The organism is Amycolatopsis sp. WQ 127309, assembly GCF_023023025.1.
In the GTDB taxonomy this organism is placed as follows: Bacteria; Actinomycetota; Actinomycetes; order Mycobacteriales; family Pseudonocardiaceae; genus Amycolatopsis.
Genome location: NZ_CP095481.1, coordinates 2,985,018 through 2,999,777 on the forward strand (window position 1 = coordinate 2,985,018; position 14,760 = coordinate 2,999,777).

Sequence of the window (14,760 nt, forward strand, 5' to 3'; positions counted from 1 at the left end):
TTCACGTTCACTTGATCGGTTGCATCCGTCCATTGTGGTGTAACGCCGGGCACATACCCCTTGCGCTCAGGCGGCAACAGATGGTGACGGTTCGCGCAGCGCGTCCGGCAGCTTTTTCCGCAGCACGAGCAGCGCCGGAACGGCTGCCGCGCAGGTCAGGGCCAGTACCGACCACGTCAGCGCGTTGTCCACGCTGAGCAGAGCGGCCAGCAGGCCGGGCGCGAGCGCCACCGGCAGGCCCCAGGACAGCTGGAAGATCGAACTCGCGCGTCCCTCGGCGCCCGGGGGAGCGGCCGCGGCCGCCGCCGCGGTGCCGGTCGGGCCGAACATCGCCTCCGCGATCGAGAAGCCGAGGCTCGTGAAGAGGATCAAGCCGGTGGCCACCGGCAGGGAGACCGCTTCCAGGGGAATCAGCAACCCGAAGCAGGCCGCGAAGATCGTCGCGGCGCCGATCAGCCCGGCCGTCCGGCTGCGGCCGGCCAGCAGCGCGACGATCGGGCGCTGCCCGGCCACCACGACCACGGTGCCGAGCGCGATGGCCGTCCCGGTGATCCACTGTGGACCGTGCAGCAGGTCGTGGACGACGATCGGCAGCACCGCGAACTTGCTCGCGCTGGCGAGCGTGAAAGCCATGTGGGTGACGCAGAAGCCGGTGAACGGCCGGTCGCCGAGCACCGCGCGCCAGCTGCCCGAAGCGGCACTTTCACGTGAAAGTGCCGCGCCCAGGTGGTCGCTTTCACGTGAAAGTGACGGGAGCAGCCGGATCAGCACGGCGGCGACGGCGAAGCTGGCCGCGTTGACGTAGGCGAGCAGGTGGAAGGTCCACGGGCTGGTGATCGCGGGCAGCACGGCGATCGCGCCGGCGCCGATCCCCGCGCCGGCGAACCGGCCGGCGGTCTGGGTGGCGAGCACGCGGTCGGTGTCCCGGCCCTCGGTGAGCCGGGCGGTCATCGGCGCGTTGCACGTCCAGAAGAGCCGGTCGCCGACCCCGGCGACGACCGTCACGACGATCACCTGCCAGCTGCTGTGCACGAGGGGGTAGGCGCAGAAGGCGCCGATGCGCACCACGTTGCCGGTGATGAGCAGGGCGCGCGGGCCGAACCGGTCCATGGCGGCGCCGGCGGCCGGCCCGGTGACGAGCGCGAGCAGGGCGCCGGTGCTGAGCGACGCGCCCGCGTCGAGCAGGGTGAGGCCCTGGGCGTGCACCAGGAAGAGCAGGGCGAACGGACCCCAGAGCCCGCTGCCGAGCGCGTCGATCAGGGTCGCGACCAGGAAGATCCGACGGTTCCGAAGCATGCTTCCCCCCAGGTGGACAGCGCTCCAGGATATCGGCCCGGGGCGCCCGCCTACGGGCCGAGCGGCAGGTTGAGGCCCACTTTCACGCGGTCCATCGCCACGCTCGTGGTGAAGTGCCGGACGTTCGGGTTGTCGAAGAACATCCGCCGGGTGAACGCCTCGAAGCCCGCCATGTCCGGGCACGTCACGATCAGCACGAAGTCGGCGTTGCCGGTGACGTAGTAGCACTGCTGGACGCAGTCGTCGCCGAGGACCTGGCGGCGGAAGGCGTCCAGGACCGCGAGGTTCTCCCGCTCCATCTCGACCATGACCACGAACGTCATGCTCAGCCCGAGCGCCTGCGGCGACAGCACCGCCACCTCGCGCTCGATGACGCCCGCCTCGCGCAGCCGCTTGATCCGCCGTTGCACCGCTGCGGCCGAGAGGCCGACCTTCGCGCCGATCGTCTCGGCGATGGTGCGGGCGTCCGCCTGCAGGCAGGCGAGGATGGCGATGTCCAGCTGGTCGAGGTCGGGTGTCTGCACTCCAGCAGGCTAACCGGGACCACCGACGATCCGCCGGGAGTTATCGGGCGCCTCACTCGCTCGTGACGGCGCTTACTACTCCGTACGCCGGTAAGATGAAACAACTTTTTCAGTGACATCGAACACAACTGACCGGTCTACCAGGGGGTAGCCCATACAAGTGGAAGACCAGCCGGATTCTCCGCCAACCCGCCGGCGTGGGGAGGCTCTCCCGTGCCCGCACCTGCCGCCGTGTTGACCGGACTCGGCTCGTGGCTGCCGACGAAAGTCCTGGCCAACCACGAGATCGCCGCCCGGCTCGACACCTCGGACGAGTGGATCCGCACTCGCACGGGAATCCGCGAGCGCCGCGTCGCCGGGCCCGATGAGTCCACTGTGGACCTCGCCGTCGGCGCGGGCCGCAGGGCGCTGGCCTCCACCGACGGTGGCGCCGACGTGGTCGTGCTCGCCACCGCCACGCCCGACCAGCCCTGTCCGGCCAGCGCGCCGCAGGTGGCCGCCCGGCTCGGGCTCGGCACCGCCGCGGCCTTCGACGTCAACGCCGTGTGCAGCGGGTTCGTCTACGCGCTGGCCACCGCGGCCGGGTTCATCGCGGGCGGCATCGCCGAGCGCGTGCTCGTGATCGGCGCCGACACCTTCACCACGCTCATCGACCCGGAGGACCGCACCACCGTCCCGATCTTCGGGGACGGCGCCGGCGCGGTCGTCCTGCGCGCCGGTGACGCCGACGAGCCCGGCGCGTTCGGGCCGTTCGACCTGCACAGCGAGGGTGAGCACGCCGACCTGCTGTGGGTCGAGGCCGGCGGCTCGCGACGCCGGCTGTCGGACGACCCGGGCGACCGCTTCCTCGCGATGCAGGGCACCGCGGTGTTCCGGCACGCCTGCGCGCGGATGGCCGAGTCGTCGCGGACGGTCCTGGAGCGCGCGGGCTGGATGGTCGGCGACGTCGACCGCTTCGTCGGGCACCAGGCCAACATCCGGATCCTCCAGGCGACGGCGAAGCAGCTCGGCATGCCCGCCGACGCCGTGGTGGCCAACATCGACCGCGTCGGCAACACCAGCGCCGCGTCCATCCCGCTCGCGCTGGACGACGCCCGGCGCGACGGCACCCTCGCACCCGGTAATCGCGTCCTGCTCAGCGCGTTCGGCGCGGGCCTGACCTGGGGTTCGACGGTCTTGCGCTGGCCGGATCTGGGTCAGCCGTCCTGAGGTTCCGGGCCGGCTGTCCAGGTCGGCGTCGGCTCCTGGCGGCCGCGCAGCTCGAGCGCGCCGTGCTCGGTCCAGAACGCGCGCTCGCCCCGCAGGGCGCCGGACACGGCGGCGTCGCTCGCGAGGATCCGTGACGGCACTGCCTTGGCCAGCTCGGTGAGCCGCGCGGCCTCGTTCACGGCGTCGCCGATCACGGTGTACTCGAGGCGGCTGCTGCTGCCGAGCTGCCCGGCGAACACCGGGCCGCTGGAGACGCCGATGCCGAGGTCGAGCTCGCCCGTCTCGCGCACCGCGTCCCGGATCGCCCGGGCCGCGGCCAGGGCGGCGGTCGGCGCGTCCGAGAGCCGCGTCGGCGCGCCGAAGACGCACAGCGCGGCGTCCCCCTGGAACTTGTTGACCAGCCCGCCGCGGGCGTTCACCGCGGTGACGACGGCGGCGAACAGCCGGTTCAGCTTCCCGACCAGCTCCTCCGGCGGCGTCCGGTAGGCCAGCGCGGTCGAGTCGACGACGTCGACGAACAACGCCGTCACCTCGCGGACGTCCCCCGACAGCGAGGCGCCGTACTCCAGCGCGTGCCGGGCGACCTCGGCGCCGACGTGCCTGCCGAACAGGTCCCGCATCCGCGCCTGCTCGCGCAGCCCGGAGGCGAGCTGGTTCACCGACGTCTGGAGCAGGCCGATCTCGCTGGAGTCGTCGACGTCGACGACGACCTCGTTGTCGCCGCGCGCGATCTTGTCGAGCGCCACGCGCAGCCGGTGCAACGGCGCGGCGACGGCCCGGGCCAGCAGCGCCGTGCCGAGCGCGCCGACGACCAGGCCGATCACCGACAGCATGATCAGGCTGGCGGTGTGGTCGCCCGAGCCGAAGTCCGGCGGCGTGGCGACGAGCAGCACGCCGACGAGCGGTACCCCGCAGGTCAGCGCCCACGTGACGATCAGCCGCGTCAGCACGGTCACCGGCAGCGACCCGCGCGGCGGGACGACGTGCAGCGCGATCGTCATCACCGGCCGCGCCACCCACTCGGCGGCCAGGTAGGTGAGCCCGACGGTGGTGAGGCCACCGAGCCCGATCGTGGTGGCCATCGCGGCCGCGTCCGCCGCCGAGCCGAGCACCCCGGCGAGCACGCCGAGGACGGTGGTGCCGATCAGCCAGAGCGTGCCGCTGACCACGGCCATGTCGACGGGCAGCCGCAGCGCCCGCCGGGCCTCGCTTTCGGCGGGCGGGCGGCCGAGCACGAACCAGATCGCCGTGCGCCGCTGCAGCCAGGCCGTCCACAGCGTCCCGACGAGCAGCGAGACGGCGACGATCCCGGCCGCGACGATCCCGAGGATCCAGCCGCGGTCGCCGACGTCGTTGGGCAGGCCCTGCAGCAGCAGGAGCAACGCGACCACACCGGAGCCGGCGACGCTGGAGCCGAGCCCCAGCCCGGCGAAGCCCAGGCTGGTGCGCAGGACGACCCGAAACCTCCCGGCGTTCTCGCGCACGGCGTTGATCGTATGGCGTGCGGCGGCAAAAGGCGTGGCCGCGGGCAGCGGCGGCCGGTTACCGTGCCGATCATGGAGCCACTCGGCCCGGAGGAGATCCGGGCCTCGTTCGTCAACTGCACCCGCGGCGAGGCCAAGGGCGTCACGCTGCCCGCCCGGCCCGAGGAGATCCCCTGGGACCGGCGCGAGTTCCTCGGCTGGCGCGACCCGAAGGCGCCCGGCCGCGCCTACCTCGTGCTGCCGTACGACGGCGAGGTCGTCGGCCTCGCGCTGCGGGCGGCGCCGTCGCCGAAGTCACGGCTGCGCAGCAACATCTGCGGCTTCTGCACCACGACCCACGGCCTGGCCGACGTCACGCTGTTCTCCGGCAAGCGCGCCGGGAAGCTCGGCCGCGAGGGCAACACGCTGGGCATCTACGCCTGCGGCAACCTCGGGTGCTGCCAGTACGTGCGCGGCGAGCTGAAGTCCGACGTGCCCCAGCCGGTCGAGACGCTCACGCTGGACGAACGTCTCGCGCGGCTCGAGGAGAAGGTGCGCAAGTTCGTCGCGCGGGTGCTCGAGTCGCGTCAGAAGCGGTAGCGCACGATGTGCGCCATCTTCGCCAGCGGCGGGACGTACTTCAGTATCCGCAGCTGCAGCCGCGTGACCGGCCGCACCCGGGCCATGACCGCCGGCGTCGTCCAGTGTCCGGCGTCCAAAGAGGACACGCACGTCAGGCCGTAGCGCTCCAGCTCGCGCGGGTTGTCCACGCCCCAGATCAGCGTCGCGCCCGACTTGCGGACCGGCGGGTTGAGCTTCTGCGCCTTGATCCCCAGCTTGCTGAACAGGTCGCAGATCAGCTGGCCGGACGGGAACTTCGCGACCAGCCGCCGGACCAGCTCCGTGCCCTCGTCGGCCGTCAGGTACATGGTCAGGCCCTCGGCGACGATCAGCGCCGGCCGGTCCGGCGGCACCTGGTCGAGCCAGCCGAAGTCGACGACCGACGTGCCGATGTTCGTGTGGTTCGGTGCCGTCGCGTAGAGCTTCTCGCGCAGGGCGACGACCTCGGGGTAGTCGACGTCGTACCAGTGCACGGTCTCCGGCGGGGCCAGGCGCTGGAACCGCGTGTCCATGCCGCAGCCGAGGTGCAGCACGATCGCGTCCGGGTGCTGCGCCAGGTACTCCGCGGCCCATTCGTCGATCGGCTTCGCCCGCAGCACGACGGACACGGCGGCGTCGCGGGTCATGCCGAGCTTCGCGAAGTCGTAGTCGATCTGGCGGACGGCTTCGTCGGCGGCGTGGTCGCCGAGGATCGGGTCGGCCTCGCGGCTGTCGAGCGCGCGGCCGTAGAGGGTGGCCAGCATGGTGGCCTTTTCCTCGGTGAAGAAGACCTTCTCCATCTCACTCCTCCGGGTGGGCGGCGAAGTCGTGGGCGTACGTCTTGGCGTCCACGAGGTGCTTGAGGGTGCGTTCGCGGGCCTCGGCCGGGTCCGCGCGGCGGATCGCGTCGAGGATCGCGCGGTGGTCGTCGACGGCCTTGCGGATCTGCCCCGGCAGCCGCAGCGCCGCCCGCCGCTCCTCGCCGACCAGCGCCAGGACCGACCGCAGCAGGCCGGCGACGTCGTCGTTGCCCGCGTTCTGCGCGATGACCCGGTGGAACTCGGCGTCGGTGGCGATCACGCGCAGCATGTCGCCGTCTTCGGCGGCCCGCGCCATCTCGGCGACGTTGTCCTCGAGGCGGCTCACGACCTTCGCCGTGGCGTGGCGCGCGAGCCGGTCGGCGAGCGTCGGCTCGACGGTCGCGCGCAGGTCGAACAGCTTCTCGACGAGCTGGTCGTGCTCGGTGAACCAGGTGCTCAGCGGCTGGTCCCGCGCTTCGGCGACGTAGGTGCCGGAGCCGGCGCGAATCTGGACGTACCCGATGGAGTCGAGCACGCGCAGCGCCTGCCGCAACGACCCGCGGCTGATGCCCAGCTCCTCGCACAGCACGCGCTCGGCGGGCAGCCGCGACCCCGGCGCCAGCTCGCCGGAGTCGATCATCGCCCGCAGGTGGTCGACGGTCGCGCTCCAGACCTGCTCGGTGTCCTCGCCCACGGGCCCATCCTGCCGCACGCCGGGAATTGTCGGGGGTGGCTGCCATGATCACGGACATGTCCGTCATCGAGACGTGGGAAGCGTGGGCGCGGGGCTGGGCGGTGTCGCGGGCGGCACCGCCACCGGTCGAGGAACCGGACGGCCACCGCGTCGACGTCGGCCTGCCCGGGCACCGGGTGCGTTACCTGCTGCGCACCCCGGACACGGTGGCGGCCCGCGCCCGGTCGGTCGCGGAGCCGGGCACGTGGCTGAAGACGTGCGGCCCGCGCGAAGCGGTGCTGGCGGGCCTGACCCCGGTGTGGCGGGCGGGGGACACGGAGTACCTGATGGCTTTCGCCGGCGTCGGCCCGGCGGTGGCGGCTCCACCGTCGTACGACGTGACGGTGACCGGCGAGGGGCCGGTCTGGGAGGTGGTCGTGACGTCAGGCGGTGTCCTGGCGGCGCGCGGCCGGGTCGCGGTGGCGTCGGGGGTCGCGGTCTTCGACCGGATCGTCACCGAGCCGGCGCACCGGCGGCGCGGGCTCGGCCGGGTGGTGATGCACCGGCTGGCCGTCGCGGCGGGCGCGCGGTCGAGCGTGCTGCTGGCCAGCGAAGCCGGGCGCGGCCTGTACGGCGCGCTGGGCCGGCGCGTGGTCTCCTCGGTCGTCCCCGCTCACGTACCGGAGGAGGAAGCAGCATGACCGCACGGTTCAAGGACCTCGCGCTCGACGCGAACGACCACCAGGCCCTGGCGGACTGGTGGTGCGCGGCGATCGGCTACGTCCGCCACGCGTCCGCGGCGGAGCGGCCACCGAGCGACCCGATCCCGATCGCCGAGCCCGCCGGCAAGGGGCCGTTGATCTGGCTCAACCCGGTGACCGAGCCGAAGACGGTCAAGAACCGCATGCACCTGGACGTCGTGGGCGACCGCGCGGAGCTGCTGGCCCTGGGCGCGACCATGGTCCGAGAGGAGGACGAAGACATCCGGTGGGACATCCTGGCCGACCCGGAGGGCAACGAGTTCTGCGTCTTCGCGCCCGAGTGACCGCGCCGTGACTGTCTGACCAGACACATCTGCGTCGCGGGACCCGGTCACCTTGCTTAGGCTCCGCACGTGAGTGCTTCATGACGTGGTGGCACGCGGCGATCGTCCTGGTCGCCGGGATCTGGGCCGGGACCATCAACGCCGTGGTCGGGTCGGGGACGCTCGTGACGTTCCCGGTGCTGGTCGCGCTCGGGTACCCGCCGGTGACGGCGACGACCTCCAACGCGATCGGGCTCGCCCCCGGCACCCTCAGCGGTGCCTGGGGTTACCGGCACGAGCTCAAGGGTTACTGGCGGCAGACCGCGAAGTTCGCCGTCGCGTCGTTCCTCGGCGCGATCGGCGGCACCATCCTGCTGCTGTCGCTGCCGAAGGACGCCTTCGAGGCCGTCGTCCCGATCCTCGTCGGGCTGGCCGTGGTCCTCGTGATCGTGCAGCCGCGCGTCTCGAAGTGGGTCGCGAAGCGGCGCGAAGAGAACGGTGAGGAGCAGAAAGCCGGCCCGCTGCTGATGTTCTTCATCTTCCTCATCGGCATCTACGGCGGGTACTTCACCGCCGCGCAGGGCGTGATGCTGATGGCCGTCATGGGGATGCTGCTGTCGGAACCGCTGCAGAAGCTCAACGGCGTGAAGAACGTCCTGGCCGCCGTGGTCAACGTCATCGCCGGGCTGATCTACGCGTTCGTCGCGCCGATCAGCTGGCCCGTCGTGCTCTGGCTGGCGATCGGCTCCACCGCCGGCGGCTTCCTCGGCGCGAAGATCGGCCGGAAGCTGCCGCCGGCGGTGCTGCGCGGCGTGATCGTCGTGGTCGGCACGGCGGCCGTGATCCAGCTGGTCGTCAAGCAGCTCAGCGGCTGAACTCGCGCGCCGCCGCCAGGAACAGGTCGTTCTCCTCGGGCGTCCCGATCGTCACGCGCACGCCGTCACCCGCGAACGGCCGCACGATCAGCTTGCGGTCCAGCGCGTGCTCGGCGAACGGCACCGCCTGCGCACCCAGCGGCAGCCAGACGAAGTTCGCCTGCGTCTCCGGCACCTGGTAGCCGGCCGCGATCAGTGCGTCCCGGACCCGGCCGCGCTCGGCGACGATGTCCTTGCACCGGTCCAGCAGCTCGTCCGCCGCGTCGAGGGACGCCAGCGCCGCCACCTGGGCCAGCATGTTCACCGAGAACGCCACGTACACCTGGCGCAGCGCGTCCGCGATCGCCTCCGGCGCGACGGCGTAACCGACGCGGAGGCCGGCGAGGCCGTACGCCTTCGAGAACGTGCGGAGCACCATGACGTTCGGCCGGTCACGGGTGTACTCGACGCCGTCCGGGACCTCGGGGTCGGTGACGAACTCCTTGTACGCCTCGTCGAGCACGATCAGCACGCGCTCGGGGACGGCGTCCATGAACCGCTCCAGCTCGGCGCGGCGGATGGCCGTCCCGGTCGGGTTGTTCGGGTTGCAGACGAAGACGACGCGCGTCCGGTCGGTGATCGCCGCGCGCATCGCGTCGAGGTCGACCTCCTGGCCCTCGGTGATCGGCACCTTCACCGAGACGGCGTTCGCGACCTGCGTGACGATCGGGTACGCCTCGAACGAGCGCCAGGGGAAGATGACCTCGTCGCCGGGCGCGCAGAGGGCCTGGATCGTCTGCTGGCACAGCGAAACCGAGCCGCAGCCGATGGCGACGCGCTCGATCGGCACGCCCAGGTCGCGCGCCAGCCGCTCGCGCAGCAGCTGCGAGCCGGTGTCCGGGTAACGGTTGATACCGGCCGCGGCCTCGGCGATCGCCGCCGCGACGCTCGGCAGCGCGCCGCCGGGCACCTCGTTGCTCGCCAGCTTGATCGCGCCTTGGATCGTCCGGCCAGGGACGTATTTCGGCAACGATTCGAGATCGGCACGCGGGGACACGGACGACATCTTCGGCGCTCCTGGTAATCGGCGGGACGGCCCGTCCACCGTATCTTTCCCGGCCGCCGTCCCGCGACTCCCTTCTGGCGGGACCTCGGGGTTCCTTCTGTTCACCCCGAGGTGATTGAGTTGCGCAATGACGTCGACCAGCACCGTGGACTACCAGCGCACCGACGGCCCCAGCCGCCGCCTCACCTTCGCGGAACCCGAAGGCGCGCTACGCGGCGGCCTGGTCGTGCTGCACGAAGCGGACGGCGTCACCGACGGCGTGAAACTGCTGCTGGCCAGCCTCGCCACGGAGGGCTGGCTGACCGTCACGCCCCACCTCGACGGCCAGCCCCTCACCCAGCAGGACCTGCTCGACGCGACGGACATCACACTCGCCTGGCTCGTCGAACGCGGCGTCCAGGGCGACCTCCTCGGCGTGATGGGCTTCGACCTCGGCGGCACGGCGGCGCTCGTCGTCGCCTCGCACCGGAAGCTGGGCGCCGCGGTCAGCGTCGGCGGCCAGCAGGCCGTGGAGCTGCCCGCGCTGGTCGAGATCGCCGGCAAGCTCACCAGCCCGTGGCTCGGCATGTACGGCGACTCCGGCGACGCGGCGGGCGGCGCGGAGGTCGAGCGCCTGCGTGACGCGGCCGCGTCGGCGAAGGTCGCCACCAACGTCGTCCACTACCCGGGCGCCAACCACCGCTTCGACGCCGATCCCGGCGCCGCCGCGGAGGCCTGGCAGCGCACGCTCAACTGGTTCGACGCCCACCTGCGGTAGGTGTGGGCCGGCACCACTCCTGGTGCCCGGCCCGTGTCGGTTCCGACCACGGTGACTTCCTGATCAGAGGGATTAGGCTCGGGGCGTGACGCACACCGCCGACGCTCCCGAAGTCCTGTGGCGCCCCGAGCCGGGCCACGTTGCCGACACCCAGATCGAGGCGTTCCGCCGGTGGCTGGGCGCCGAACGCGGCGTCGAGGTGGACGACTACCAGTCGCTCTGGGAGTTCTCCATCGAGCGCGGACCGGACTTCTGGGCCGCGGTGGCGGACTTCCTCGGTGTCCGCTGGCACGACCAGCCGGGTGAGGTGCTTTCCGGCGGGATGCCGGACGCCGTCTGGTTCGCGGGTGGCACGCTGAACTACGCCGAGCACGCGCTCACCCCCGGCGTCGCCGGTGCCGCGAAGGGCGACGAAGAGACCGCGGTGATCTTCCACCGTGAAGACGGCTTCGCGGATCAGCTGACGTACGGCGACCTTCGCGCGCAGGTCGCCGCGGCGCGGGCGGCGTTCGCCGAACTGGGTGTCGGCAAGGGCGACCGCGTCGTCGCGCTGGCGCCGAACTGCCCGCAGACGCTGGTCGCGTTCCTCGCCGCGGCGAGCATCGGCGCGATCTGGTCGTCGTGCTCGCCCGACTTCGGCGTCCGCGCCGTCGCGGACCGGTTCGTGCAGATCGAGCCGAAGCTGTTCTTCGCCGTCAACGCCTACGCGTACGGCGGCCGCCAGTTCGACATCCGCACCACGGTCGCCGAACTGCGGGAGAAGCTGCCTTCGCTGGCCGCGACCGTGCTCGTCGAGTACGTCGGCGACGGCCGGCTGGAAGGCACACACGACTGGGCCGAGCTGCTCGCGAAGCACGAGGGCGCGCCGCTGGTGTTCGAGCCGGTCGAGTTCGCGCACCCGCTGTGGGTGCTCTACTCCTCGGGCACCACCGGGCTGCCGAAGGGCATCGTCCACGGCCACGGCGGCATCACGCTGGAGCACCTCAAGGCCCTCGCCCTGCAGACCGACCTCGGCCCCGGCGACAGGTTCTTCTGGTTCAGCACCACCGGCTGGATGATGTGGAACTTCCTCGTCTCCGGCCTGCTCGTCGGCACGACGATCGTGCTCTACGACGGCAACCCCGGCTACCCGGACCTCAACGCGCTCTGGCACCTGGCCGAGCAGCACCGCGTCACGTACTTCGGCACGTCGGCGCCGTTCATCCAGAGCTGCCTGAAGGCCGGCGTCAAGCCCGCCGAGCGCTACGACCTCACGGCGTTGCGCGCCCTCGGCTCCACCGGCGCGCCGCTGAGCGTCGAGGGCTTCCGGTGGATCGTGAACGAGGTCGGCGGGCGGGTGCAGATCTGCTCGGTCTCCGGCGGGACCGACCTGTGCGCGGCGTTCGTCGCGTCGGCGCCCGACGTCCCGGTCTGGCTGGGGGAGCTGTCCTGCCCGGCGCTCGGGGCCGCGGTCAACGCCTTCGACGAGGCCGGCAACGCCGTCGTCGAGCAGGTCGGTGAGCTGGTCATCACCAAGCCGATGCCGTCGATGCCGGTGTTCTTCTGGAACGACCCGGACGGCTCGCGGCTGCGTGAGGCGTACTTCGAGATGTACCCGGGGCTGTGGCGCCACGGCGACTGGATCCGGATCACCAACCGGGGCTCGGCGGTCATCTACGGCCGCAGCGACTCGACGCTCAACCGCGGCGGCGTCCGGATGGGCACGGCGGAGTTCTACCGGGTCGTCGAGGGCTACGACGAGATCGCGGACTCGCTGGTCGTGGACACCTCGGCGGCCGGGAACGAGGACGGGCAGCTGCTCTGCTTCGTCGTGCTCGCCGGCGGCGTCGAGATCGACGACATCGAGCCCACGCTGCGGAAAGAGCTCCGTAGCGCCTTGTCACCGCGCCATGTACCCGATCGGTTCGTAGTGGTTTCCGAGATACCTCGTACCTTGAACGGTAAGAAGTGTGAGGTACCGGTCAAGAAGATCCTCGCCGGTGTGGCCCCGGACCGGGCGGTCAGCCGCGACGCGCTGGCCAACCCGGCGGCGCTGGCGCCGTTCGTGGAGCTCGCCGGGGGGTAGATGGGGGAAGCATGATCGTCCACAACGGGTTGTACAGGTGGTGACGGGGACTCGCGCGCAGACCACCTGGCGGGTGGCGGGGGCCACTTCCGTGGGGGTGATCACCTGGGTGACCCGGTTGGCCGGACTGATGACGCTCGTCGCGGTCCTGGTCCCGGCCGGGCGCCGGAACCTGCGCGGGCATCTGTCGGAGTGGCTGGAGCTGCCGCAGGAGGCGACGGTCGCCGCGGCGACCGTCGCGCTGGTCACGGGGGTCCTGCTGGTGCTGCTGGCCGCCGGGCTGCGGCGGCGCAAGCGGCGCGCGTGGCAGCTGGCGGTCGGTGCGACGGTGCTGCTCACGGTGTCGCACATCGGGCTCAAGCACGTCTTCGGCGCCGGCCTGGTGTCGGTGGTGCTGCTGGTCGGCCTGATCGCGACCAGGAAGTACTTCGTCGCGAAGCCGGACCCGGTGGTCGGGCGCTGGCGCGCGGTGCGGAGCTTCGTCGAGCTCGCGCTGGCCGGGTTCGTGCTCAACCTCATCCTGCTGTCGGTCGCTTCGCGCGCGGTCCTGGAGCCGATGAGCTTCCCGGACCGGCTGGCGGAGTCGGCGCTGGCGTTGGTCGGCGTCAGCGGGCCGGCGGTGTTCCACGGCATGTGGCTGGAGGACCTGACGGCGGCCGTCGGCCTGCTGTTCGGCATCGCGGCCATCCTGGTGTCGGCGTACTTCCTGCTGCGCTCGGCCGAGCCCGCGCCGCGGCTGACCGACGACGAGGTCGACCGCCTGCGCAAGCTGCTCGACGAGCACGGCGAGCGTGACTCGCTGGGCTACTTCGCGCTGCGCCGCGACAAGTTCGCGGTGTTCTCCCGCACGGGCAAGGCGGCGGTCACCTACCGCGTGATCGCCGGCGTCGCCCTCTGCTCGGCCGACCCGCTGGGCGACCACGAGGCGTGGCCGGGCGCGATCGAGGAGTACCTGGAGGTCTGCCGGCGCAACGGCTGGGTGCCCGCGGCGATGGGCGTCTCGGAACTGGGCGCGACGGTCTGGGCCCGCTTCGGCCTGGAGGTCCTGGAGATCGGCGACGAGGCGGTCGTCGACGTCGACGGCTTCACGCTGGACGGCCGCGTCATGCGCGGCGTCCGCCAGGCGGCGGCCCGCACGAAGCGCGCGGGTTACAAGGTCCTGGTGCGGCGCACGGAAGACCTGCGCCCCGGCGAGCTGGCCGAGCTGGAGGTGCTGGCCGCCAACTGGCGCGGCACGGACACCGAGCGCGGTTTCTCGATGGCGCTGGGTCGCATGGGCGACAAGGGGTCGGTCCTGGTGACGGCCGAGCAGGGCGGCCGGGTGCGCGGCGTCCTCCAGTTCGTCCCGTGGGGACCGACGGGCCTGTCGCTGGACGTCATGCGCCGCGACCGCACGGCCGACAACGGCGTCAACGAGCTGATGATCTCGGAGCTGCTGCTGTCGGCGGCCCGCCACGGCGTCGGCCAGGTGTCACTGAACTTCGCGGCGTTCCGGGCGTTGATGGAGCAGGGCCAGCGCATCGGCGCCGGCCCGGTCGCCAAGACGGCGGCGAAGGTGCTGCACTTCTTCTCGCGCTGGATCCAGATCGAGACGCTCTACAAGTTCAACGCCAAGTTCCAGCCGCGCTGGGTCCCGCGCTATCTCGTGTACCCGGGCGTCCGCGAACTCCCGCGCGTCGGCATCGCGACGTTCGAGGCGGAAGGCCTCGGCGGACGATCTCCACGCCTGCTCAGGCTGTTGCGCCGGGCGTGAGGGGGGTGGTTACCGAGGGGGTTCGGGGGGTGTGTAACCTATCTGAGCAGTGGTCGTTGGGCCCAGGAGGCTTCGCCTAGTCTGGTCTATGGCGCCGCACTGCTAATGCGGTTGGGGGTAACCCCCCCTCCCGGGTTCAAATCCCGGAGCCTCCGCTGGTACTCGGTTCGCCGGGTGCTAGGTTACAACTGAACACGCGCCCGTAGCTCAGCTGGATAGAGCATCTGACTACGGATCAGAAGGTCAGGGGTTCGAATCCCTTCGGGCGCACGTCTGGTTGAGACAGCACTAGAGCCCCCTCGCAAGAGGGGGCTCTTTTGTGTGTCCGTGCACCTCGATGGTTCACCCGCAGCGGACCGGGTTTCCTTCTTGTCCCGCGCCTGGGAAGTCGTGTCGCGAGGGCGTGTCCGGGTTCGGAATCGATCCTGAGCGGCATGGCCCGTGCGTGCGGATGTCGATGGCGCGAAAACTGCTTTGCGTAACTGGACTGGACCACCGAACCGGCAACGCCGATCACAGGTTTAAGCCGTTCAGCCGCCCTTCGGCACTCTCCGTACTCGTGCTTCCCTAATTGGTCTGGACCACGTACCGTCTTCGCAAACGGCACAAAAACACCAACTGGTCCCCGTCGGTGGTGTTCGTGAACGCCGTGCCCGGAACGTCGCACAAAGCACCT

Annotated in this window: 14 protein-coding genes and 2 tRNA genes; 10 read left to right on the forward strand and 6 right to left on the reverse strand. The window is 71.5% G+C overall.

Going from position 1 to position 14,760, the window contains the following annotated elements; genetic code table 11:
* Nucleotides 1–66 precede the first annotated feature (66 nt).
* Entirely contained in the window at nucleotides 67–1,296 is a 1,230-nt protein-coding gene (locus MUY22_RS13735) for an MFS transporter (RefSeq protein ID WP_247060015.1), read from the reverse strand.
* A 50-nt stretch (nucleotides 1,297–1,346) separates the two neighbouring features.
* Nucleotides 1,347–1,820, reverse strand: a complete 474-nt coding sequence (locus MUY22_RS13740; protein WP_247060017.1) for an Lrp/AsnC family transcriptional regulator — start codon at nucleotides 1,818–1,820, stop codon at nucleotides 1,347–1,349.
* Nucleotides 1,821–2,033: 213 nt separating this feature from the next.
* Between MUY22_RS13740 and MUY22_RS13745 the strand changes: the two genes are divergently transcribed.
* Nucleotides 2,034–3,029, forward strand: coding sequence for a beta-ketoacyl-ACP synthase III (locus tag MUY22_RS13745; RefSeq protein ID WP_247060019.1), 996 nt, complete (start codon nucleotides 2,034–2,036; stop codon nucleotides 3,027–3,029).
* Here MUY22_RS13745 and MUY22_RS13750 read toward each other — a convergent pair.
* Nucleotides 3,017–4,513 carry an adenylate/guanylate cyclase domain-containing protein gene (locus MUY22_RS13750; protein WP_247060021.1) on the reverse strand — a complete coding sequence of 499 codons (1,497 nt, stop codon included), beginning with the start codon at nucleotides 4,511–4,513 and terminating at the stop codon, nucleotides 3,017–3,019. The genes MUY22_RS13745 and MUY22_RS13750 overlap by 13 nt on opposite strands.
* 72 nt (nucleotides 4,514–4,585) lie before the next feature.
* Here MUY22_RS13750 and MUY22_RS13755 point away from each other — a divergent pair, with 72 nt between their 5' ends.
* Nucleotides 4,586–5,092: an FBP domain-containing protein gene (locus MUY22_RS13755; RefSeq protein ID WP_247060022.1), complete on the forward strand. Its 507-nt coding sequence runs from the start codon at nucleotides 4,586–4,588 to the stop codon at nucleotides 5,090–5,092.
* Here MUY22_RS13755 and MUY22_RS13760 read toward each other — a convergent pair.
* Nucleotides 5,080–5,892, reverse strand: a complete 813-nt coding sequence (locus MUY22_RS13760; protein ID WP_247060023.1) for a class I SAM-dependent methyltransferase — start codon at nucleotides 5,890–5,892, stop codon at nucleotides 5,080–5,082. The two genes, MUY22_RS13755 and MUY22_RS13760, sit on opposite strands and share 13 nt — an antisense overlap.
* A gap of 1 nt (nucleotide 5,893) precedes the next feature.
* The gene (locus tag MUY22_RS13765) at nucleotides 5,894–6,586 is read right to left on the reverse strand and encodes a FadR/GntR family transcriptional regulator (RefSeq protein WP_256475892.1); all 693 of its coding nucleotides are present in this window, start codon (nucleotides 6,584–6,586) and stop codon (nucleotides 5,894–5,896) included.
* Nucleotides 6,587–6,630: 44 nt separating this feature from the next.
* On the opposite strand from MUY22_RS13765, the gene MUY22_RS13770 reads away from it, so the two are divergent.
* The 3 genes from MUY22_RS13770 (at nucleotide 6,631) to MUY22_RS13780 (ending at nucleotide 8,464) form a co-directional block, all read left to right on the forward strand.
* Entirely contained in the window at nucleotides 6,631–7,266 is a 636-nt protein-coding gene (locus tag MUY22_RS13770; RefSeq protein WP_247060024.1) for a GNAT family N-acetyltransferase, read from the forward strand.
* Nucleotides 7,263–7,610, forward strand: a complete 348-nt coding sequence (locus MUY22_RS13775; protein ID WP_247060025.1) for a VOC family protein — start codon at nucleotides 7,263–7,265, stop codon at nucleotides 7,608–7,610. Before MUY22_RS13770 ends, MUY22_RS13775 begins: the two co-directional genes overlap by 4 nt.
* Nucleotides 7,611–7,690: 80 nt before the next feature.
* Nucleotides 7,691–8,464, forward strand: a complete 774-nt coding sequence (locus MUY22_RS13780; RefSeq protein ID WP_247060026.1) for a sulfite exporter TauE/SafE family protein — start codon at nucleotides 7,691–7,693, stop codon at nucleotides 8,462–8,464.
* On the opposite strand, the gene hisC is transcribed toward MUY22_RS13780, so the two are convergent.
* On the reverse strand, nucleotides 8,454–9,509 hold the full coding sequence (hisC, locus tag MUY22_RS13785) for a histidinol-phosphate transaminase (protein ID WP_247060027.1): 1,056 nt from the start codon (nucleotides 9,507–9,509) through the stop codon (nucleotides 8,454–8,456). The two genes, MUY22_RS13780 and hisC, sit on opposite strands and share 11 nt — an antisense overlap.
* Nucleotides 9,510–9,636: 127 nt before the next feature.
* Here hisC and MUY22_RS13790 point away from each other — a divergent pair, with 127 nt between their 5' ends.
* The 5 genes from MUY22_RS13790 (at nucleotide 9,637) to MUY22_RS13810 (ending at nucleotide 14,354) form a co-directional block, all read left to right on the forward strand.
* Entirely contained in the window at nucleotides 9,637–10,266 is a 630-nt protein-coding gene (locus tag MUY22_RS13790; protein ID WP_247060028.1) for a dienelactone hydrolase family protein, read from the forward strand.
* 85 nt (nucleotides 10,267–10,351) lie between these two features.
* Entirely contained in the window at nucleotides 10,352–12,331 is a 1,980-nt protein-coding gene (locus MUY22_RS13795) for an acetoacetate--CoA ligase (protein ID WP_247060031.1), read from the forward strand.
* A gap of 37 nt (nucleotides 12,332–12,368) precedes the next feature.
* Complete coding sequence (locus MUY22_RS13800; RefSeq protein WP_247060032.1) at nucleotides 12,369–14,084, forward strand: phosphatidylglycerol lysyltransferase domain-containing protein; 1,716 nt, start codon at nucleotides 12,369–12,371, stop codon at nucleotides 14,082–14,084.
* 65 nt (nucleotides 14,085–14,149) lie between these two features.
* A tRNA-Ser gene (locus MUY22_RS13805) sits at nucleotides 14,150–14,239 on the forward strand.
* A 41-nt stretch (nucleotides 14,240–14,280) separates the two neighbouring features.
* Nucleotides 14,281–14,354: transfer RNA gene (locus MUY22_RS13810), tRNA-Arg, on the forward strand.
* Nucleotides 14,355–14,760: the final 406 nt, after the last annotated feature.